Annotated in this window: 19 protein-coding genes; 10 read left to right on the forward strand and 9 right to left on the reverse strand. The window is 63.1% G+C overall.

The window, feature by feature from the left end; translation table 11 throughout:
- The first annotated feature begins 41 nt into the window (after nucleotides 1-41).
- Both GOX53_RS10700 and GOX53_RS10705 read left to right on the forward strand, forming a co-directional pair.
- A complete protein-coding gene (locus tag GOX53_RS10700; protein WP_171176098.1) occupies nucleotides 42-1,232 on the forward strand; it encodes a biopolymer transporter ExbB in 1,191 nt (396 codons plus the stop codon).
- 3 nt (nucleotides 1,233-1,235) lie between these two features.
- On the forward strand, nucleotides 1,236-3,002 hold the full coding sequence (locus GOX53_RS10705) for a peptidoglycan -binding protein (RefSeq protein ID WP_171176100.1): 1,767 nt from the start codon (nucleotides 1,236-1,238) through the stop codon (nucleotides 3,000-3,002).
- Nucleotides 3,003-3,006: 4 nt separating this feature from the next.
- Here GOX53_RS10705 and GOX53_RS10710 read toward each other — a convergent pair whose 3' ends face one another.
- The 3 genes from GOX53_RS10710 to gloB form a co-directional block, all read right to left on the reverse strand.
- A complete protein-coding gene (locus GOX53_RS10710) occupies nucleotides 3,007-3,966 on the reverse strand; it encodes a M23 family metallopeptidase (RefSeq protein WP_371810277.1) in 960 nt (319 codons plus the stop codon).
- Nucleotides 3,967-6,291 carry an ATP-dependent Clp protease ATP-binding subunit ClpA gene (gene clpA, locus GOX53_RS10715; protein WP_171176101.1) on the reverse strand — a complete coding sequence of 775 codons (2,325 nt, stop codon included), beginning with the start codon at nucleotides 6,289-6,291 and terminating at the stop codon, nucleotides 3,967-3,969.
- Between the two features lie 177 nt (nucleotides 6,292-6,468).
- Nucleotides 6,469-7,236 (reverse strand): hydroxyacylglutathione hydrolase, encoded by a 768-nt coding sequence (gloB, locus tag GOX53_RS10720; protein ID WP_171176102.1) that lies wholly within the window; start codon nucleotides 7,234-7,236, stop codon nucleotides 6,469-6,471.
- A 61-nt stretch (nucleotides 7,237-7,297) separates the two neighbouring features.
- Between gloB and GOX53_RS10725 the strand changes: the two genes are divergently transcribed.
- The 7 genes from GOX53_RS10725 (at nucleotide 7,298) to GOX53_RS10755 (ending at nucleotide 13,686) form a co-directional block, all read left to right on the forward strand.
- Nucleotides 7,298-8,032, forward strand: a complete 735-nt coding sequence (locus tag GOX53_RS10725; RefSeq protein ID WP_171176103.1) for a class I SAM-dependent methyltransferase — start codon at nucleotides 7,298-7,300, stop codon at nucleotides 8,030-8,032.
- A gap of 327 nt (nucleotides 8,033-8,359) precedes the next feature.
- A complete protein-coding gene (locus tag GOX53_RS10730; RefSeq protein WP_171176104.1) occupies nucleotides 8,360-8,920 on the forward strand; it encodes a F0F1 ATP synthase subunit delta in 561 nt (186 codons plus the stop codon).
- Nucleotides 8,921-10,459: a F0F1 ATP synthase subunit alpha gene (atpA, locus tag GOX53_RS10735; RefSeq protein ID WP_171176105.1), complete on the forward strand. Its 1,539-nt coding sequence runs from the start codon at nucleotides 8,921-8,923 to the stop codon at nucleotides 10,457-10,459. It abuts the gene before it with no gap.
- A 12-nt stretch (nucleotides 10,460-10,471) separates the two neighbouring features.
- Nucleotides 10,472-11,347: a F0F1 ATP synthase subunit gamma gene (locus GOX53_RS10740; RefSeq protein WP_171176106.1), complete on the forward strand. Its 876-nt coding sequence runs from the start codon at nucleotides 10,472-10,474 to the stop codon at nucleotides 11,345-11,347.
- Between the two features lie 18 nt (nucleotides 11,348-11,365).
- Nucleotides 11,366-12,790 (forward strand): F0F1 ATP synthase subunit beta, encoded by a 1,425-nt coding sequence (gene atpD, locus GOX53_RS10745; protein WP_171176107.1) that lies wholly within the window; start codon nucleotides 11,366-11,368, stop codon nucleotides 12,788-12,790.
- Between the two features lie 12 nt (nucleotides 12,791-12,802).
- Nucleotides 12,803-13,213, forward strand: a complete 411-nt coding sequence (locus GOX53_RS10750) for a F0F1 ATP synthase subunit epsilon (RefSeq protein WP_171176110.1) — start codon at nucleotides 12,803-12,805, stop codon at nucleotides 13,211-13,213.
- Between the two features lie 122 nt (nucleotides 13,214-13,335).
- Entirely contained in the window at nucleotides 13,336-13,686 is a 351-nt protein-coding gene (locus GOX53_RS10755; protein WP_171176112.1) for an H-type lectin domain-containing protein, read from the forward strand.
- A gap of 80 nt (nucleotides 13,687-13,766) precedes the next feature.
- On the opposite strand, the gene GOX53_RS10760 is transcribed toward GOX53_RS10755, so the two are convergent.
- From GOX53_RS10760 to trxB, 4 genes are all read right to left on the reverse strand, one after another.
- A complete protein-coding gene (locus tag GOX53_RS10760) occupies nucleotides 13,767-15,485 on the reverse strand; it encodes a bifunctional sulfate adenylyltransferase/adenylylsulfate kinase (RefSeq protein ID WP_171176114.1) in 1,719 nt (572 codons plus the stop codon).
- 211 nt (nucleotides 15,486-15,696) lie between these two features.
- Complete coding sequence (locus GOX53_RS10765; RefSeq protein WP_171176116.1) at nucleotides 15,697-17,376, reverse strand: adenylate/guanylate cyclase domain-containing protein; 1,680 nt, start codon at nucleotides 17,374-17,376, stop codon at nucleotides 15,697-15,699.
- A 70-nt stretch (nucleotides 17,377-17,446) separates the two neighbouring features.
- Nucleotides 17,447-17,902 (reverse strand): RES family NAD+ phosphorylase, encoded by a 456-nt coding sequence (locus GOX53_RS10770; protein ID WP_171176117.1) that lies wholly within the window; start codon nucleotides 17,900-17,902, stop codon nucleotides 17,447-17,449.
- Between the two features lie 2 nt (nucleotides 17,903-17,904).
- Nucleotides 17,905-18,846 carry a thioredoxin-disulfide reductase gene (trxB, locus tag GOX53_RS10775; protein ID WP_171176119.1) on the reverse strand — a complete coding sequence of 314 codons (942 nt, stop codon included), beginning with the start codon at nucleotides 18,844-18,846 and terminating at the stop codon, nucleotides 17,905-17,907.
- 238 nt (nucleotides 18,847-19,084) lie between these two features.
- On the opposite strand from trxB, the gene GOX53_RS10780 reads away from it, so the two are divergent.
- Complete coding sequence (locus tag GOX53_RS10780; RefSeq protein WP_171176121.1) at nucleotides 19,085-19,585, forward strand: Lrp/AsnC family transcriptional regulator; 501 nt, start codon at nucleotides 19,085-19,087, stop codon at nucleotides 19,583-19,585.
- Between the two features lie 96 nt (nucleotides 19,586-19,681).
- On the opposite strand, the gene GOX53_RS10785 is transcribed toward GOX53_RS10780, so the two are convergent.
- Both GOX53_RS10785 and GOX53_RS30115 read right to left on the reverse strand, forming a co-directional pair.
- Complete coding sequence (locus tag GOX53_RS10785; protein WP_171176123.1) at nucleotides 19,682-20,464, reverse strand: Hint domain-containing protein; 783 nt, start codon at nucleotides 20,462-20,464, stop codon at nucleotides 19,682-19,684.
- Between the two features lie 327 nt (nucleotides 20,465-20,791).
- A complete protein-coding gene (locus GOX53_RS30115) occupies nucleotides 20,792-20,920 on the reverse strand; it encodes a hypothetical protein (RefSeq protein ID WP_256415863.1) in 129 nt (42 codons plus the stop codon).
- Nucleotides 20,921-20,926 lie beyond the last annotated feature (6 nt).

Here is a 20,926-nt window from a genome sequence, read left to right on the forward strand (position 1 = left end):
GTAGGTTCTCCTCAGAGCAGAGAAGTTCAGGAAATAAGCGCATGGCGCAGGCACACCGGGACGCGGGACCGCATTTCTCGCAACCGATCCGGCAAATCTTGATGATGCTGATCGCACTCGGACTATCCGGGTTGGGGGTCTTTGTGGCGCTGCCCTACGTGATGCCGGTGTTTCAGGCGAACCCCTATCTCAACGGGTTCATTCTGCTGGTTTTCATCATCGGCGTGCTGGCCTGTTTCTATCAGGTCACGCAGCTGATCGGGTCGGCGCGCTGGATCGAGGCTTTTGTCGGCGGGGTCGAGCGTGAGGAAACCCGCCCGCCGCAACTTCTGGCGCCGCTGGCCTCGCTGCTGCGCTCGCGCGGGGCGCGGATGCAGATCAGCTCGACCTCGACCCGGTCCATTCTGGATTCAGTGGCCGAGCGGATCGAGGAAGAACGCGAGATCACCCGTTATATCACCAACGTGCTGATCTATCTGGGTTTGCTGGGGACGTTCTTTGGTCTGGCCACCACGGTTCCGGCCATCGTCGACACCATCCGCAGCCTCAACCCGCAGGAGGGTGAGGAAGGTCTGGCGGTGTTCAACCGACTGATGACCGGGCTGGAATCGCAGTTGCAGGGCATGGGCGTGGCCTTCGGCTCGTCGCTTCTGGGCCTTGCCGGGTCGCTGATCGTGGGGCTGCTGGAACTGTTTGCCGGGCATGGCCAGAACCGGTTTTACCGCGAGCTTGAGGAGTGGCTGTCGACCATCACCCGCGTCGGCTTTGCCTCGGGCGATGAGGGCGGCGCCGAGGTGGCGGTGCTGGCCCCTGTTCTGGATGCGATGTCGGAACAGATGGACGCGCTGCAGAACCTGTTTGCCGCCAATGAGCAGGGTCAGGCCGAGGTCTCTACGCGTCTTGGCAACCTGGTTGATGTCATTGGCGAAATGAACCAGCGGCAGACCGATACCGAGGGCGTGATCGGTGCGCTCGACCGGGTGGCGGTCAGTCAGGATGCGCTTCTGGAACATATGCGCAATCAGGGACCCGGCGAGGGCATGGATGCCGAAAGCCGGATGCGCCTGCGCTCGATGGATGTGCAGCTGTTGCGCATTCTCGAAGAGATTTCGGCGGGCCGTCAGGAGAGCATGGTCGAGCTGCGCAAGGATATCGAGCTGCTGGTCAAGGCGCTGTCGCAGCCGCGTGTGCGTGGGGCGGCCCGGGCCAAGTCCACGCGGGACGGAGACTGAGCCATGGCCTTGTCCCGCCGCACCGGTCAGCGATTTCAGGGCTCGGTCTGGCCCGGTTTCGTGGATGCGATGACGGGGCTGTTGATGGTGCTGACCTTCGTGCTCACCATCTTCATGGTGGTCCAGTACGTGTTGCGCGAGACGATCTCGGGGCAGGAGGACGAGCTGAGTGCGCTCTCGGCCGAGGTGTCGGCGCTGGCGGATGCGCTGGGGCTGGAAGAGCGCGAGAACAGCCGGCTGCAGGCCCGGTTGGGGGCGCTGAGCACCACCCTGAACCAGGCAGAGGACGATCTGGCGCAGGCACAGGCGCTGATCACCTCGCTGACCTCGGAGCGTGACCGGCAGGCCGCCGCGCTGGATGAGGCGCAGACCCGGATCACCGGGTTCGAGGCGCAGGTTGCGGCGCTGTTGGCGGACCGGGACCGGGCGCTGGGCGATATTCGTGAGTTGGAGGCCGAGCGCGAGGAGTTGCAGGCGGCGCGCGAACAGCTTCTGTCGGAGCAGGCGGCGCTGAACCTTGCGCTGGCCCGCAGCCGCGAAGAGATCGACGCCCAGACCGAGGCTGCCCGTCTGGCCGCCGCCCGCCGCGAGGCGCTCGAGGCGCTGGTGGCCGATCTTGAGCGCACCGGCGCGGCCAGCACGGCCCGGATCGAGGCGCTGGAACAGCAGTTGACCGAGGAAGAGGCCGCGAAGCTGGCCGAAGCCGCCGCGGCGAAGGCGCTGCGCGAGCGGTTGCAGAATGCCGATGCCGAGCTGACCGCGATGACATTGGCGCTCGAGGCGCAGCGGCAGGAGGCCGAGGACACGCTGACCCTGCTTGCCGCCGCCCAGGCCGCGAGGGCGGCGCTGGAACGCGAGTTCGGCGACGCGCTGACCCAGGAGGAATTGCAGGCCCGTCTGGATGCAGCGCTGAGTGCGCAGGCCGAGGCGGAGAGCGGTGCCGAGGCGCAGCGGTCGCTGGCCGAGGAGCGGGCCGAACTGCTGGCGCTGGCGCGTGAGACGCTGGCGGCGGAAAAGGAGATCTCGGTCGAGGCACAGCGCCAGACGGCGCTGCTCAACCAGCAGGTCGCGGCGCTGCGCGGCCAGTTGGGCAGCCTGCAGGCATTGCTGGACGACTACAAGGATCGCAATGCGGCCGCCGAGGTGCAGCTGCAGACGCTGGGGCAGGATCTGAACGCCGCACTCGCCCGCGCGGCCTCGGAAGAGCGCAGGCGGCGCATTCTGGAAGAGGCCGAGCGCAAGCGGCTGGAGGCCGAGGCGCAGGCGCTTGCGCAGGAAACCGAGGAACTGACGGCGCAGGCCGAGGATCTGGAACGCTACCGGTCCGAGTTCTTTGGCCGTCTGCGAGACGTGCTGGGTCAGCAGGAGGGGGTCCGGATCGAAGGTGACCGGTTCGTGTTCTCGTCCGAGGTGCTGTTTGATCCGGGCTCGGCGGTGTTGTCATCCGAGGGCGAGCGTGAGGTCGCCAAGGTTGCCCGCATTCTGGGCAGCGTGGCGCAGGACATCCCTCCCGAGCTTAACTGGATAATCAGGGTGGATGGGCATACCGACAACGTGCCTTTGTTCGGCACAGGCCGCTATCGCGACAATTGGGAGCTGAGCCAGGGACGCGCCCTGTCGGTGGTGCGCTACATGGTGGACTTCCTCGGTATTCCGCCTAACCGTCTGGCCGCCAACGGGTTCGGAGAGTTCCAGCCGGTAAACGATGCGGATACGCCCGAGGCGCGGGCGCAGAACCGGCGGATCGAATTGAAGCTGACCGAAAAGTAGCCCGCTATTCGATGTTGATTTCGACGGTCTTGCGGCTGATCTCCGTGCCATCGCGCAGCATCGCGACCTCGCCGAGATACCGGCCCGCTGGCCAGTGCGTCGCGGTCAACCGCCGTCCGGCGGCGCGAAAGAACCGGGCCTGGGTTTTGTCCAGTGCGAATTCCTCGGACAGAAAGGTCCCCTCGGGCCCGTCAATTGTCAGGCGCAGGATATCGCCGGTCTGACCGCCAAATGCGTAGCCGAACAGGACCAGCCCGGCGGCATCCGGCGGCATTGCCCCGCGCGCGGCGGTTCCGGCCTGAATGTCCTCGTAATCCGGCACGTGATCCGAGAAGCCGACCGAGAGCAGGGCGCCCGGAACATATGCGGGTGGTGCCTTCCAGAGGGTTTCCCCGGTCTCACCGCACGTTGCGGTGCCCGACGGGGCAAACGGATCGACGACGCGATTCTGATGGCGGACCGAAAGATGCAGATGCGGGAACTGAGTTCTGCCGCTGAGACCGATCTCGCCCAGCACGGTGCCCGCCAGCACCGTGTCACCGGTTTTGACCCGGAGCGAGCCGCGCTTCATGTGGCAATACTGGGTTTCCCAGCCATCCTCGTGGGCGATGACAACGCCGTTGCCACAGTCGCGGCCGGCAATTGTGTCCTGATCGGCGGGCTCGAACCTGCGATCCTCCATCCCGTCGCGGATCCCCCGCACCACACCTGCCGCTGAGGCCAGAATCCGGACGCCTTCGTGCATCTCTCGCAGGGTCGGCAGCGCGAAATCGGTGCCCTTGTGGCCGTCATAGCTGAGCGGGCCACAGCGGAAATCCCCGGCGTCCGGGCCAGGGACATGATCGACGAAGTTCTGGATGGTGCAGCTTTTGCCCGGAACGCAATCGACGGGCAGGTCCAGAACGGGTTGGCTCGCCGCCATGGTGGCGGCGAGCGTCAGGAGGGCACTCAGCCCTCCACGCACTTAATCTGCGGTCAGAAGCGGGGGCCGGTCGCCAGAAATCCGAGGCTGATCGGGACCGAGGATCTGCAGGTTGAGCTCACCCTTCTTGATCGAGACGCGGACCACACCACCCTTGGCCAGTTTGCCGAACAGCAGCTCTTCGGCCAGCGGCTTCTTGATGTGCTCCTGGATCACCCGGCCCAGCGGGCGGGCGCCCATCTTGTCGTCATAGCCCTTGTCGGCCAGCCATTCGGCGGCGGCAGTGGTCAGTTCGATCGACACGCCACGGTCAAGCAGCTGCGCCTCGAGCTGGAGGACGAATTTCTCGACCACCTGCAGGATGACCTCTTTCGACAGCGGCGCGAAGGAGATCACGGCGTCCAGACGGTTGCGGAATTCCGGCGTGAACATTCGCTCGATGGCGGCGGTATCCTCGCCCTCGCGCCGGTCGCGGGCAAAGCCGATGGCGGCCCGGGCCTGCTCCTGCGCGCCGGCGTTCGAAGTCATGATCAGGACCACGTTGCGGAAGTTCACGGTGCGCCCGTTGTGATCGGTCAGCTCACCGTGGTCCATAACCTGCAGCAGGATGTTGAACACGTCCGGATGCGCTTTCTCGATCTCATCCAGCAGCAGCACGCAATGCGGATGCTGGTCGACGCCGTCTGTCAGCAGGCCGCCTTGGTCAAAGCCGACATAGCCCGGAGGCGCGCCGATCAGACGGGAAACCGCGTGTTTCTCCATGTATTCCGACATGTCGAAGCGCAGCAGTTCCACACCCAGCGTATCGGCCAGTTGCTTGGCCACCTCGGTCTTGCCGACGCCGGTGGGACCCGCGAATAGGTAGTTGCCGATGGGTTTTTCGGGTTCGCGCAGACCTGCACGGGCCAGTTTGATGGCGCTCGACAGTGCTTCGATGGCCACGTCCTGGCCGAACACCACCCGTTTCAGCGAGGCTTCGAGATCTTTCAGTAGCTCGGCATCGTCCTTGGTGACGTTCTTGGGCGGGATGCGGGCGATCTTGGCGACCACCGCCTCGATCTCTTTCACGCCGATGGTCTTGCGGCGTTTGCTTTCCGCGACCAGGTGCTGCGCCGCGCCGGCCTCATCGATCACGTCGATGGCCTTGTCGGGCAGTTTGCGGTCGTTGATATAGCGCGCCGACAGTTCCACCGCGGATTTGATCGCATCAGCGGTGTATTTGATGTCGTGATGCTCTTCGAAATACGGTTTCAGGCCGCGCAGGATCTTGACGCTGTCTTCGACCGTGGGTTCGTTCACGTCGATCTTCTGGAACCGGCGGGACAGGGCGCGGTCTTTCTCGAAATGCTGGCGGAACTCCTTGTAGGTGGTCGAGCCCATGGTGCGCAGCTTGCCGCCCTGCAGGGCGGGTTTGAGCAGGTTCGACGCATCCATCGCGCCGCCCGAGGTGGCGCCGGCGCCGATCACGGTGTGAATCTCGTCGATAAACAAGACCGCATCGGGATGCTCTTCCAGCTCGGTTACCACGGCTTTGAGCCGTTCCTCGAAATCGCCGCGATAGCGGGTGCCCGCCAGCAGCGCGCCCATGTCGAGCGAGTAGATCGTGGTCTGAGACAGAACCTCGGGTGTTTCACCCGATACGATCTTGCGCGCCAGACCTTCGGCGATGGCGGTCTTGCCAACACCGGGATCACCCACCAGAAGCGGGTTGTTCTTGCGGCGGCGGCAGAGCACCTGAATGCAGCGCTCGACCTCATCCTCGCGCCCGATCAGCGGGTCGACATCACCGCTGCGGGCCTTGGCGTTCAGATCGACGCAGTATTTGGCAAGCGCGCTTTCCTTCTGCTCCACCTCGCTGGTGGAGCTCTGCGCCTCATCCTCGACCTCGTCGGCGCCTTTCACCGCGCGGTTTTCACCGTATGCCGGGTCCTTGGCCACGCCATGGGCGATGAAGTTCACCGCGTCATAACGGGTCATGTCCTGTTCCTGCAGGAAATAGGCCGCGTTGCTTTCGCGTTCGGCAAAGATCGCCACCAGCACATTGGCGCCTGTCACCTCGGTCCGGCCCGAGCTTTGCACGTGGATCGCGGCGCGCTGGATCACCCGCTGGAAGGCCGCCGTCGGTACCGCCTCGGAGCCGTCGATATCCGTCACCAGGTTCGACAGGTCCTCGTCGATGAACTCAACCAAAGTACTGCGCAACTCGTCCAGATCGACGCTGCAGGCCTTCATGACGCGCACGGCGTCCGGTTCCTCCAGCAGCGCCAGCAACAGATGCTCAAGCGTCGCGAATTCGTGCCGCCGTTCATTCGCCGCCGCAAGGGCCGCGTGAATGGCTTGTTCTAATGTGCTCGAGAATGAAGGCACGCGGGTGCTCCTCTAATCTTGGGTCGGATTGGGGGCCGAGTATCGGTCGGCGACCCCCGTCCCAACCATGTCCTCATAGTATTAGAGTTTGGTTGATCATGGCCCGGCTTCAAGGGTTTTCTTTCACTTGACAGTCACATTTCCCGTGACCGTGTCTGTGAGGAGCGTGAAAATTAGTCAGAACCGGTCCTTTCGCGCCCTGATTTCGGCAAAGACCGCGGCAGGGTCGGCGCCTGTCATGCCGAGATTGGCCTGAATGCCGGAATCTTCCGCGCGCAGAAAGGAGTTGGTGGCCTTTTCCAATGCCAACGGCGAGGGCACCGTGGGTTCTCCGGCGGCGCGGGCGCGGGCGATGTCGGCGATGCGCTGCTGCAGGGCGGGGTTTTCCGGCTCTATGGTCTGGGCAAACTGTCCGTTGGATTGTGTATATTCGTGGCCGGAATAGACGATTGTTTCCTCGGGCAGTGCCGCCAGCTTGCTGAGCGAGGCCCACATCTGCGGTGCCGAGCCCTCGAACAGCCGCCCGCATCCCAGCGCCATAAGGCTGTCGGCGGTAAAGACCGCGTGGCTTTGCGGCATGTGGAAGGCGATATGGCCGACGGTGTGGCCCGAGACGTCGAGAACATGCACCGGCTCGCCGCCGATCGTCAGCGTGTCGCCCTCGGCCACCTGCGCATCCAGCGGCGGCAGCCGGTGGGCATCGGCGGAGGCACCTACGACCTGCGCGGGATGCTGCGCCAGAATCCCGGCCAGACCGTCCACATGGTCGTAATGATGGTGGGTCAGCAACACATGGCTCAGCCGCCAGCCGCGTGCGGTCAGTTCGGCCAGAATGGGCTCGGCCTCGGGCGCGTCGACCAGCGCGGTTTCGCCGCTTTCCCCATCGTGGGCCAGAAAGGCATAATTGTCGCTGAGGCAGGGGATGGTGACGATCTCAAGAGGCATGGCCTTTTGCCCTTTCGTTGCTAGACTGCGCCCAGCTAAGCCGATCGCGCAGGTGTCCGCAATGCATCTCGATGTGCAGGATCTGAGGAATTTCTACTACCGCAGCACGCTGGGGCGCGCGGCGCAGGCTGCGGTCCGGGGCCGGTTGCTCAAGATCTGGCCCGAGGCCAAGGGGCAGACCGTGGCGGGATTCGGCTTTGCCGTGCCGCTGCTGCGGCCCTATCTGGCCGATGCGCGCCGGGTGATCGGTCTGATGCCGGGCCCGCAGGGCGTGATGCCTTGGCCCGCCGGAATGGCGAATGTCTCGGTCCTGACCGAAGAGACGATATGGCCGATTGAAACCGGCCATATCGACAAGCTGGTGGTGATGCACGGGCTGGAAACCTCGGAACGGCCCAGCCAGTTGCTGGAGGAATGCTGGCGGGTGCTGGGGCCGGGGGGCAAGGCGATCTTCGTAGTGCCGAACCGGGCGGGGCTGTGGTCACGCTCGGACAAGACGCCGTTTGGTTTTGGCCGTCCTTACACGCTGGGGCAGTTGGAAACCCAGTTGCGCACCCATCAATTTCTGCCGGAGAACCATTGTTCGGCGCTGTATCAGCCGCCGTCTTTCCGGCGGTTCTGGCTGAAATCCGGCGCGCTGATCGAGCGCACGGGCACGCGGCTGCCCACGATCCTCGCGGGTGGTGTTTTCATGGTTGAAGTCTCAAAGCGAGTGCATCCGCCACGGGGCAATGCGATCAAGGACACGGCGCGCCGTCCGCTCAAGGCGCTGGACGGGATGCTCAAGCCCGCTTAGGCACGTTTGAAGCGGCTGATCTGGACTTATCAGCCGTGCCAGTTGGCCCTTTTATGAAGGATTTATGCCACAGGAATCGCAAAAACCTGCAATTCCGTAACATTTTTCAACCGCCCGTTCGGGTGCAAAGGGTCGCAGTTTCCCTAACCTATTGAAAACACGCGATTTGGGGATAACTGCGTTACCGCTATACTATATTGCGAGGTTGGATACGCTCTGCTACATCCCCGGTGATTTTGATGCCCTGCCTGTCCTGGCGGGGTTTCTTCACGCCCCCGGGGTGCCGTTCCGGGCAGTTACGGGGCCAAAAGTATCGGAAGGGTGGACGTGTCCGAACCAGCTTCGATTTCCGCAGGCATCGCCGAGCGCTATGCCACGGCGATCTTCGAGATCGCAAAAGACAACAATGACCTTGCGGGTCTGGAATCCGGCATCAATGATCTGGCAACCGCCCTGAGCGACAGCGACGATCTGCGCGACCTGATCGCGTCTCCGCTGGTGTCCCGCTCGGAACAAGAAGCCGCAATCACCGCAGTTGCAGACAAGATGGGCCTGAGCGGCGTGCTGCGCAACTCGCTGGGCCTGATGGCGCAGAAACGCCGCCTGTTCGTGGTGCCGCAACTGGTGACCGTCCTGCGCGGCATGCTGGCGGACGAGCGCGGCGAAGTGACCGCCGATGTCGCCTCGGCCAAGGCGCTGACCAAGACCCAGATGGACAAATTGTCCAAGACGCTCAGCGAGCGCGTGGGCAAAACCGTGACTATCAATGCGACCGTTGATGAAAGCCTCATCGGCGGTCTTGTCGTTAAAGTGGGCTCGAAGATGATCGACAGCTCGATCCGCTCCAAGCTCAACTCCCTCCAGAATGCAATGAAAGAGGTCGGATAAATGGGTATCCAAGCTGCAGAGATTTCTGCAATCCTGAAGGACCAGATCAAGAATTTTGGTCAGGAAGCCGAAGTGGCCGAGATCGGCCGCGTGCTGAGCGTCGGCGACGGGATTGCCCGTGTGTATGGCCTCGACAACGTGCAGGCCGGTGAGATGGTCGAGTTTCCCGGTGGCATCATGGGCATGGCGCTGAACCTGGAAAGCGACAACGTCGGCGTCGTGATCTTCGGCTCGGACCGGGACATCAAGGAAGGCGACACCGTCAAGCGCACCAACGCCATCGTGGACGTGCCGATCGGGGACGAGCTGCTGGGCCGCGTTGTGGACGGTCTGGGCAACCCGATTGACGGCAAGGGCCCGATCAACGCCACCAAGCGCGGCGTGGCCGACGTCAAGGCGCCCGGCATCATCCCGCGTAAGTCGGTGCACGAGCCAATGGCGACCGGCCTGAAATCGGTTGACGCGATGATCCCGATTGGCCGTGGCCAGCGGGAACTGATCATTGGTGACCGTCAGACCGGCAAGACCGCCGTGGCGCTGGACACCATCCTGAACCAGAAATCGGTGAACGACGCAGCCGGCGACGACGAGTCGAAGAAACTCTACTGCGTCTATGTCGCCATCGGTCAGAAGCGTTCGACCGTGGCCCAGCTGGTGAAGAAGCTGGAAGAAAGCGGTGCCATCGATTACTCGATCGTCGTGGCCGCAACCGCGTCCGACCCGGCGCCGATGCAGTTCCTGGCGCCTTACTCCGCGACCGCGATGGCCGAATACTTCCGTGACAACGGCCGCCACGCGCTGATCATCTATGATGACCTGTCGAAACAGGCCGTGTCCTATCGTCAGATGTCGCTGCTGCTGCGCCGTCCGCCGGGGCGTGAAGCCTATCCGGGTGACGTTTTCTACCTCCACTCGCGCCTGCTGGAGCGTTCGGCGAAGCTGAACGAAGACTTTGGTGCCGGGTCGCTGACCGCTCTGCCGGTTATCGAAACCCAGGGTGGTGACGTGTCGGCCTTTATTCCGACCAACGTGATCTCGATCACCGACGGCCAGATCTTCCTGGAAACCGAGCTGTTCTATCAGGGCATCCGCCCCGCCGTTAACACCGGTCTGTCGGTGAGCCGCGTGGGTTCGTCGGCTCAGACTGACTCGATGAAGTCGGTTGCCGGTCCGGTGAAACTGGAACTGGCTCAGTACCGCGAAATGGCGGCCTTTGCGCAGTTCGGGTCCGACCTCGACGCCGCAACCCAGCAGCTGCTGAACCGTGGTGCGCGTCTGACCGAGTTGATGAAACAGCCGCAGTATTCGCCGCTGACCAACGCGGAGATTGTCTGCGTGATCTTCGCGGGCACCAACGGCTACCTCGACAAGATCGACGTATCGGAAGTGGGCCGCTACGAGGCCGGTCTGCTGGCGCATCTGCGCGGCAAGCACGCCGACCTGCTTCAGTGGATCACCGACGAAGATCCCAAGATCAAGGGTGAGGCATCCGACAAGCTCAAGGCAGCGATCGACGAATACGCCGCGACCTTCGCTTGATAGGAGGTTCTGATGCCTAGTCTGAAGGACCTTAAAAACAGAATCGAGTCGGTCAAATCGACCCGCAAGATCACCAAGGCCATGCAGATGGTCGCGGCCGCGAAACTGCGCCGCGCCCAGGAATCTGCCGAAGCCTCGCGCCCCTACGCCGAGCGGTTCAATGCCGTGATGGCGGGGCTGGCGGCCTCGGTCGGGGACAGCGACAGCGCCCCCAAGCTGCTTCGGGGCACCGGCAGCGATGATGTCCATCTGCTGGTCGTGATGACAGCCGAACGCGGTCTCTGCGGCGGCTTCAACTCGAACATCGCCAAGCTGGCCCGTGCCCGCGCGGACGAGCTGCGGGCCAAGGGCAAGACGGTCAAGATCCTGACCGTCGGCAAAAAGGGCCGCGACGCGCTCAAGCGGGAATACAGCGATCTGTTCGTGGGTCATGTCGACCTGAGCGAGGTCAAGCGCATCGGCTATGCCAACGCGCAGGATATCGCCAAGGACGTGCTGACCCGGTTCGACGGGGCCGAGTTCGACGTTGCCACGATCTTCTACGCGAAGTTCGTCAACGTGGTGACCCAGATCCCGACGGCCCAGCAGGTCATCCCGGCCTCGTTCGAGGATGTCGAGGTGGAAACCGGGGGCGCGGTCTATGACTACGAGCCCGGCGAGGAACGGATTCTGGCCGACCTACTGCCCCGCGGTGTGGCGACCCAGATCTTCTCGGCCCTGCTGGAGAATGGCGCATCCGAACAGGGTGCCCGGATGAGCGCGATGGACAACGCGACCCGCAACGCGGGCGAGATGATCGACAAGCTGACCATCCAGTTCAACCGTTCGCGCCAGGCCGTGATCACCAACGAGCTGATTGAAATTATTTCCGGCGCCGAAGCGCTGTAAGAAAACCGGAGACGAAACATGGCGAATGCAAAAGGCAAAGTCACTCAGATCATCGGGGCCGTCGTCGACGTGCAGTTCGATGATGCGCTGCCTGAAATTCTGAACGCGCTGGAAACCACCAACAACGGCAAGCGTCTGGTGCTGGAAGTTGCGCAGCACCTGGGCGAAAACACCGTCCGCACCATCGCGATGGACGCGACCGAAGGTCTGGTCCGCGGCGAGGCCGTGACCGACACCGGCGCACCGATCTCGGTGCCGGTGGGCAATGCCACCCTGGGCCGCATCCTGAACGTGGTCGGCGAGCCGATCGACGAAAAGGGCGACGTTGAAGCGACCGAATCCCGTGCCATCCACCAGCCCGCGCCCGAGTTTGACGAACAGTCGACCGAGTCGGAGATTCTGGTCACCGGCATCAAGGTTGTTGACCTGCTGGCGCCTTACGCCAAAGGCGGCAAGATCGGCCTGTTCGGCGGTGCCGGCGTGGGCAAGACCGTTCTGATCATGGAACTGATCAACAACATCGCCAAAGTGCACTCGGGCTTTTCCGTATTCGCGGGTGTTGGGGAACGGACCCGTGAGGGCAACGACCTCTACCATGAGATGATCGAATCGAACGTGATCAAGCCGGACAACCTGTCGGAAAGCCAGGTGGCGCTGGTCTACGGTCAGATGAACGAGCCTCCGGGCGCGCGTGCCCGAGTTGCTCTGACCGGCCTGACCCTGGCCGAGCAGTTCCGCGACCAGTCCGGGACCGACGTTCTGTTCTTCGTCGACAACATCTTCCGCTTCACGCAGGCGGGTTCCGAGGTGTCGGCTCTGCTGGGTCGTATCCCTTCGGCGGTGGGCTACCAGCCGACGCTGGCCACCGACATGGGCGCCCTGCAGGAACGCATCACCTCGACCAAGGCTGGCTCGATCACCTCGGTGCAGGCCATTTATGTTCCTGCGGACGACCTGACCGACCCTGCGCCGGCAACCTCGTTTGCGCACCTTGACGCGACCACCGTTCTTAACCGTGCGATCTCGGAAAAGGGTATCTACCCTGCCGTGGACCCGCTCGACTCGACTTCGCGTCTGCTCGACCCGGCCATCGTCGGTGATGAGCACTACAAGGTTGCGACCGACGTTCAGCAGATCCTCCAGCGCTACAAATCGCTGCAGGACATCATCGCCATCCTCGGCATGGACGAACTGTCGGAAGAGGACAAGCTGACCGTGGCCCGCGCCCGCAAGATCGAGCGTTTCCTCAGCCAGCCGTTCGACGTGGCCGAAGTCTTCACCGGCTCGCCCGGAGTGCAGGTGCCGCTGGATGAAACCATCTCGTCGTTCAAGGCGGTTGTGGCCGGTGAATACGACCACCTGCCCGAGGCGGCCTTCCTGATGGTTGGCGGCATCAACGAAGTGATCGCAAAAGCCGAGAAGATGGCCGCAGAAGCTGCCTAAGGAGTAACCCTGATGGCAAACACGATGCAATTCGACCTCGTCAGCCCGGAGCGGAGCCTTGCTTCGCTGCAGGCCAGCGCGGTCCAGATTCCCGGCGCGGACGGGGACATGACGGCAATGCCCGATCATGCCCCCACCATCACCACGCTGCGCCCGGGTATCCTCAAGGTCGAGGCCCCCGAAGGTTCCAGCGAATATCTGGTGACCGGCGGGTTTGCCCAGATCAACGGGGACGGGCTGTCGGTGCTGGCCGAAAAGGCCATCCCGGTGACCGAAGTGACCCGCGCACAGCTGGACGAGCTGATCGCCGAGGCGCGCGCCTCGCATGAGGCCGCCAAGGAACAGCAGGAAACCAATCTGGTGGATGATGCCGCCAAGCTGCTGGCCGATATGGAAGCCCTGGGCACCCATATGAGCCTCTGAGCGGTTCCTTGCGCCCGAATTAGTGAACCGGCCTCGCCCCAGGCGAGGCCGTTTTTTTTTTGTGCTGCCTTTTCAATCCCGTCACAGTAAGGTGCGGAAATTAAAGAACAAGCGATGATGGTATGAGGCTATTCCAATCCCACCCCATCGGAATTGATCAGGGCGAAGAGGTTCTGTTCTCGGACTTCGCGGATGGCGGCGAGATGTGGACCGGCAAGGGCCCGCGCGAGCGGCGCTGCCGGATCGGGTTCAGCTCGGCCTTCCGGACCCCGCCGGTTGTCCAGATCGGTGTGGCGCTGTGGGACGTGGACACAAGCTCGGCCCTGCGGGCCGAGGTGCGGGCCGAAGAGATCACCTGCGACGGGTTCGATGCCGTGTTTCGCACCTGGTCCGATACGCTTGTCGCCCGCATTCGTGTGTCATGGCTGGCCATCGGGGAGGTGGCGCATCCAGATGACTGGGTCATCATGTAGGAACGCCGTATCTTTACCTCACAAAAAAGCAGCCCTCGAAAACCGAAGGCTGCCTTTTGTTTCTGCATGGTGCCCGGGGATCAGTGCCCGGCGATCAGACCCATGCTTTCGAGTTTGAGCAGCACCTGATGGGCGCAGTTGTCGACGTCAACATTCTCGGTCTCGACGCGCAGTTCGGGATTCACCGGCACATCGTAAGGGTCTGAAATACCGGTGAATTCCTTGATCTTTCCCTCACGCGCCAGCTTGTAGAGCCCCTTGCGGTCGCGGCGCTCGCATTCCTCGATGCTGGTTGCCACATGGACCTCGCAGAAGGCGCCGAAGGTCTCGATCTCTTCGCGCACCGCGCGGCGGGTCGTGGCATAGGGCGCGATGGGCGCGCAGATGGCGATGCCGCCGTTCTTGGTAATCTCGGACGCCACATAGCCGATGCGGCGGATGTTCAGGTCGCGGTGTTCTTTCGAGAAGCCAAGTTCGGACGACAGGTTCTTACGCACGATATCGCCGTCCAGCAGCGTCACCGGGCGGTCGCCGGTTTCCATCAGCTTGACCATCAGCGCGTTGGCGATGGTGGATTTGCCGGAACCCGAGAAGCCGGTGAAGAACACGGTGAAGCCCTGCTGCGAGCGTGGCGGGAAGCGGTTGCGCAGCTCCTGCACCACTTCGGGGAACGAGAACCATTCGGGGATCTCCAGCCCCTCGCGCAGACGGCGGCGCAGTTCGGTGCCCGAGATATTCAGGATGGTGACATTATCCTTGTCCTTGATCTCGTCATTGGGCTCGTACTGGGCGCGCTCTTGCACATAGACCATGTGTTTGAAATCGACCATCTCGATGCCGATCTCGTCCTGGTATTTGCGAAACAGGTCCTGTGCGTCGTAGGGGCCGTAGAAATCTTCACCTGCCGTGTTCTTGCCGGGGCCTGCATGGTCGCGGCCGACGATGAAATGGGTACAGCCGTGATTCTTGCGGATCAGGCCGTGCCAGACCGCCTCGCGCGGGCCTGCCATGCGCATGGCGAGATTCAGCAGCGACATCGAGGTGGTCGAGGCCGGGTACTTGTCCAGCACTGCCTCGTAGCAGCGCACGCGGGTGAAGTGATCGACATCGCCCGGTTTGGTCAAGCCGACGACCGGGTGGATCAGCAGGTTGGCCTGCGCTTCCTTGGCGGCGCGGAAGGTCAGTTCCTGATGCGCCCGGTGCAACGGGTTGCGGGTCTGGAAGGCGACGATGCGGCGCCAGCCCACCTTGCGGAAATAGGCGCGCAACTCGTTCGGGGTGTCGCGGCGGGCCTTGAAGTCATAATGCACGGGCGGCTGAATGCCGACGATGGGACCGCCCAGATAGATCTCGCCGGCCACGTTGTGCAGATAGTTCACCGCCGGGTGCGCTGTGTCGTCGGCGCCAAAGACCTTTTCCGCCTCGTTGGCCTTGTCCGGCGTCCAGCGGTCGGTCACGGTCATGGTGGCGAGGATCACGCCCTCCTGATCGCGCAGGGCAATGTCCTGACCCAGTTCGATTTTCTCGGCGAACTCCTCGCTGACATCCAGAGTGATGGGCATCGGCCAGAGGGTACCGTCGGCCAGCCGCATGTCTTCGACCACGCCGTGGTAGTCCTCTTCGGACAGGAACCCCTTGAGCGGGCTGAAGCCGCCATTCATCAGCAGTTCCAGGTCGCAAATCTGGCGCGGGGTCAGATCGTGGCTGATCAGATCGGCGGCTTCGACCTTAAGCTTCTGGGCGGAATCGTAGGAAACGTAGAGTTCGGGAATCGGGGCAAGATTGCTCAACATCGTCATTCGAATACTCGTGTTGCTTTGCTTGAAAATCCGTAGTGTCCGGGGTGTTTTGTGGGGCTTTAGCCATGTCGGCAAGGGGAAGTCCAGCCGGGTTGTGTCAACTAAGGACGTTTTGGGCGGATTTTGCGCAGAATGGGAGGAAGTTCGGGCTTTTCCGCAACGGATAAACCGATCATTCGCGATCCGGGGCGATCAGGCCGGGCTTGCGGAATTATTGTTCCGACAGGTCGATCTGCATTTCCAGCTCCGAGGCCTGAGCGACCGGCAGGGCGAACACCGGTTCGGAAACCCCGCGCAGCTGGAATTCGCGTAGGGGCAGATCGGCGGTTTCGGTCTCCATCGCCTCCAGAACCTGGGTCGAGACCAGCAGCTCGACACCCAGTTCCTTGGTCTGGCCTTCCAGCCGACTGGCGGCGTTGACCGTGTCGCCGATGATGGTGCGTGGCGCGTGGCCGGCCGCGCCGATCTCACCCAGAACCAGATTGCCCAGATGCAAGCCCATGCCGATGCGAATCTCGGGTGCGTGTTCGGTGGCGAGCCGTTCGTTGAACCGTTCCAGCGCGCGCCCGACCTCACGTGCGGCGTGCAGCCCGGCGCGGGCTGAGCTTGCGGCATCACGGGTCTCGAACACCGCCAGCAATCCGTCGCCCAGATATTTGTCTACCGTCCCCCCCGAACTGGTGATAGCGGGCACGATCTCATCAAAGAAGCGGTTCAGCAGAAAGACCACGTCGTAGGGTAGCTGCCCGGTAGTGCGGGCGGTAAAGCCGCGCATGTCCAGAAACAGGATGGCCAACTGTCGCTCTTGGCCCTGGCTGGCATGGGCGCGGTTGCGCCCGCCCTCGGGGCGGAAGACGCGGAACACGGTGGCGGGATGGGTGGGGCGGATCTGGCAGGCCAGCCGCGTGTTGGGCGGGGCGTTTACGGCGGCGAGGCTGCGCGCCTCGGTCTCGCTGGGCGGGTGCAGCAACTCGCCGCCTTCCTCGACCACCACCCGGCAGGTGGTACAGCGCCCCTTGCCGCCGCAGAGCGCGGCATGTGCGATCCCGTTGGCCTGCGACATCTCCAAGAGGGTCATGCCCTTCTCGGCGGTGATATCGGGGCCGTAGATATAGCTGATGCGCACCGCATGGCGCCGCCGCATGATCTTGCGGCCCAGATAGACCGCAGCCGTCAACGCCAGTGCCCCCCAGAACACCATTCGGCCGTAGCTGGTGACGGAAATCAGGTGCTGAAATGCGTCGCCGCTGGGCCAGTTGAAATAAGCCACATAGTCTTCGCGCAACCCGTCATCGGCAAAGGCGTCCCACATCCGTCGCCCTTCGGTCAGCAGCCCGGCAAAGGCAAATCCAGGGATCAGCACGGCCACACCGATAAGATAGGGAATGCTGGCGCGCCACCATCGCGTCAGGCGGAGCCAGAAGTGCAGGCCGATGCAGCCATGTATCCAGACAATCAGCAGCAGCAGGCTCTGCCACCAGAGCACCGGGTACGGCCACATCAGGACGATGAGATAGCCCATCTCGTCATTGACGTCGTAGATTTCATGCGCGTAGCGGGTCTGGACGACATGAGCGATCAGTTGCAGCGGGATCAGCAGGCCCAGCGTCACCTGCAGCGCCTCGCTGAATTTCAGACGCAGGGTGCGCCGTTTTGCCAGCGAGGTCAGCGCCAACCCGGCATGGATCAGCAGCGCTGCATAGAGCAGCACGCTGCCCGCCAGGCTGCGGGTGATGACCTGCCGCCCGTCCTGCATCGCGTTCATCCACTCAAAGTCGAGCAGGCCCAGACCGATGTTGAAAAAGTGGGAAAAGGCATAGGTGAACAGGATCAGCCCGGTTGCGATCCTCAGACGTGTTGTCCAGCTTCCCCGCCAGAGTGCGCTGGCCAAAGACTCCTCCGGTTTTCTGTTCGCTGGATCTGAGTGTGCGGGGCCGTGCAGGGCAGGTCAAGACGGGGTTTCATGACCCCGGGGGCCAGGGTGCAGCCGCGCCTGCTGGGCGGATCAGATCGGCGGCACAGTCAAACAGCACCAGATGGCTGAGCTCCGGGCGCGAGCGTGACGAATAGAGCAAGCCCTGCGCGCCCTCCCGCCGTGCCTGATCGGAATAGGCCCAGGTGGGCGAGGGCGCTCCTGCGGCGTGCAGATCCTGCCAGATGACCGACACCTCAGGGCGGCCCCGTAGATCGGCCAGCCTGGCATTGGTCACTTGCAAGGGAAGGATAACGCGCGGCGGATCGTCCGCACCCACATAGCGCCGGATCGCAACGCCTGCACCCTCGGGTGTCAGTGAGGCATAGAGTGCGGTCTGGCCGGAATGGTGAAAGCGGCCTTCGGGGGCACGGGCAGGGGATAAAGGCCGATCCGCCCGCGCCTGATACAGAATTCTCCAGACGATGCCGGAGAATGTCAGCACGCCTATTCCTGTTCCGCTAGGAACCGTTCGGCATCCAGCGCCGCCATGCAGCCCATGCCCGCGCTGGTGACCGCCTGACGGTAGACGTGATCGGTCAGGTCGCCGGCGGCAAATACGCCCGGCACCGAGGTCTCGGTCGTGCCCGGCTTGGTCACCACATAGCCGCCCATATGAGTGTCGAGCGAGTCCTTGACCAACTCGTTCGCCGGCGCATGGCCGATGGCGACAAAGACACCCTTGCAGGGGATTTCGGTGATCTCACCAGTCTTGACATGCTTGACCCGCACACCCTCGACGCCCAGCGGCGCGTCGGTGCCGATCACCTCGTCCAGCTCATGGAACCAGAGCGGCTCGATCTTTTCGTTCTTGAACAGGCGATCCTGCAGGATCTTCTCGGCCCGCAACTCGTCGCGGCGGTGGACCAGAGTGACCTTGCTGGCGAAGTTGGTCAGAAACAGCGCCTCTTCCACGGCGGTGTTGCCGCCGCCGATCACCACGATCTCTTGCCCGCGATAGAAGAACCCGTCGCAGGTGGCGCAGGCCGAGACGCCGAAGCCCTTGAATTTCTCCTCCGACGGGAGACCCAGCCACTTCGCCCGCGCGCCGGTCGCAAGGATCACCGCGTCAGCGGTGTAGGTAGTGCCGTTGTCGCCGCGCGCGGTGAAGGGCCGTTTCGACACGTCCAGATCGGTGATGATGTCGCCCACCACGTCACAGCCCATGGCGCTGGCGTGTTCCTGCATCTTGATCATCAGATCGGGGCCCTGCACCTCGGTAAAGCCCGGATAGTTCTCGACATCGGTGGTGGTGGTCAGTTGACCGCCCGGCTCGATCCCCTGCACCAGCACCGGCTCAAGCATGGCGCGGCTGGCATAGACGCCTGCGGTATAACCCGCGGGGCCCGACCCGATGATCAGAACCCGGGTGTGACGTGTCTCGGCCATGGTACCCCCAATTTTTCTGGCACATCTTCTGCATCGGCGGGTTTGCCGCCTTCGGGGCATGGATATAACGACGGCAGCCCCGGGCTTAAACCCCCCAAGATCACATCTGTGCGTGTCTCAGTTTGAGGCGGGTTGTTCGGTAAAGGAGCATCCGGAATGAACAATATTGCTCGGGTGCGAAACATTATTGCGCCTCACCGGGGGGCTGCTATAAGAACCGGAAAAATGGGAGCAATTCATGGTCGCCACACGACTGGACGAAATTGACCGCAAGATCCTGGCCGAATTGCAGGCAGATGGCCGGATGACCAATGTCGAACTGGCCAAACGCGTGGGAATTTCGGCGCCGCCCTGTCTGCGGCGGGTGCGCACACTGGAAGAATCGGGGCTGATCCGCGGCTACCATGCCGAGGTGAATTCACGGGAACTGGGCTTCGAGGTGCAGGTCTTTGCCATGGTCGGGCTCGACAGTCAGGCCGAGGTCGAGCTGCGCGCGTTTGAAGAGCGCTGCCGCAACTGGCCGCTTGTGCGGGAATGCCACATGCTGAACGGCGAGGTGGATTTCATCCTGAAATGCGTGGCCCCCGACCTCAGCAGCTTTCAGCAGTTTCTGACCGGAGAGTTGCTGACCACCCCGAACGTGGCCAGCGTTAAAACCTCGCTCGTCATCCGCGGCGCCAAGGACGAGCCCGGCGTACCTTTCGATGTACTCGAAGAACGCCTGAGCCGAAGCGCCTGAGTGCCCCGCCTTTCGGGGCTGCATCGAGGGGTGGCAGAACCGCCGCCACTGTCAGGGAAACTGCCCAGCCTACAATCAGGTTCATCGCGCCGCGCCTTAGGCCGTGATGGCGTTGATTTCGCCATCGCCGGCGCGCGGCAGGATCTGCGGGCCGAAATCGGTCAGCGAATCGATATGGGTAAACAGGCTCAGGTACAGATCGCGCAGCGGCTGGCCGACGGTTCGGGTCGCGCCGATGCCCGGGTGATAGGTCTCGAACTGCAATCCGTCCACGTTGATCAATGCGTGGCGCCGCAGGCACAGGTGGAACAGCTCAACGGGCGTCGGCGGCAGCGTTTCGACCACGCTCGTTCCGTCGAGGAATGCGTGAACCGGCGTCAGGATCGGTTTGTCCAGCGACAGGTGCCGCAGATGCGCCGGGGTGGCCAACAGCCGGGCCGAGTGCCCGGCAATGACCCCTGACCTTGGCCGCTGCATTCCGAACGTGTCCGCCATGATTCGGGTCAGGGTATGGGTACGTCCGCGGGCATTCGGGCGACCGGGAACCATCACGGTCGACCCTTTCCACAGCAGAACCTGGGTCGAGCCGTCTCCGGTGATGATCTTGTCGCCGGGCAGCAGATCCTCGATCGCCATCGGCCCCTGATCGGTTTCCACCAGCGAGCCGCGCGTGAAGGCGCAGAACGCGTCCTCGAACATCGGAAGGGCCGGCGCGATGTGGCGGCTTTGCACCATCTCGCCGCATGATGTCAGCGCGTTGACCTCGTACCGGCGCAGTTGGGCGCGCCGCGCGCAGGGTGTGTTCGCGACGTCATTGAGGAACGAGTTTGTTTCGACCGCGGTATGCGGCGCCTGCGTTGGTGATCGGGGAATAGTCATCTATTCTGTCCCTTTCAAATCAGAGCATGCCCACGCGGCCCCCTCAGACCAGCGCGGGCATGCGAAACCAAACTGATGGTTCAAAGTAACGCCTTCGTCCCTGACAACCCGAAAGTTCACCGGAACAGCGACGCCTTGATCGCATTTCAGCGGTCAAAACAGTGACCCCCCCATCAGAACCATTACCAAGCGGACGACAAGCGTCCGGTACCCCTCTGCCTCGGACGGTCGCTCAGATCGTTTTGAGCGTCCGTGTCATCCGGCCGGTCCGAGGCCACCCCGGCGCGGAACTTGTCGGGGCGAAACTCGGCCCCGTATCACTTAAATTCAGCCTCGTTCGGCCACCCGGCGTATCACCTTGGCCGGTCGGCCTTTTCCGCGCCCCCAAGGCAGCTTGGTCTGGTGACTCTTTGCAGTCGCAATCACCGATTTGAGGAAGCGGGATTTGAGTTGCATTCGTCG

Origin of the sequence: Ruegeria sp. HKCCD8929 (assembly GCF_013031405.1) — a bacterium.
Taxonomy (GTDB): Bacteria; Pseudomonadota; Alphaproteobacteria; order Rhodobacterales; family Rhodobacteraceae; genus Ruegeria.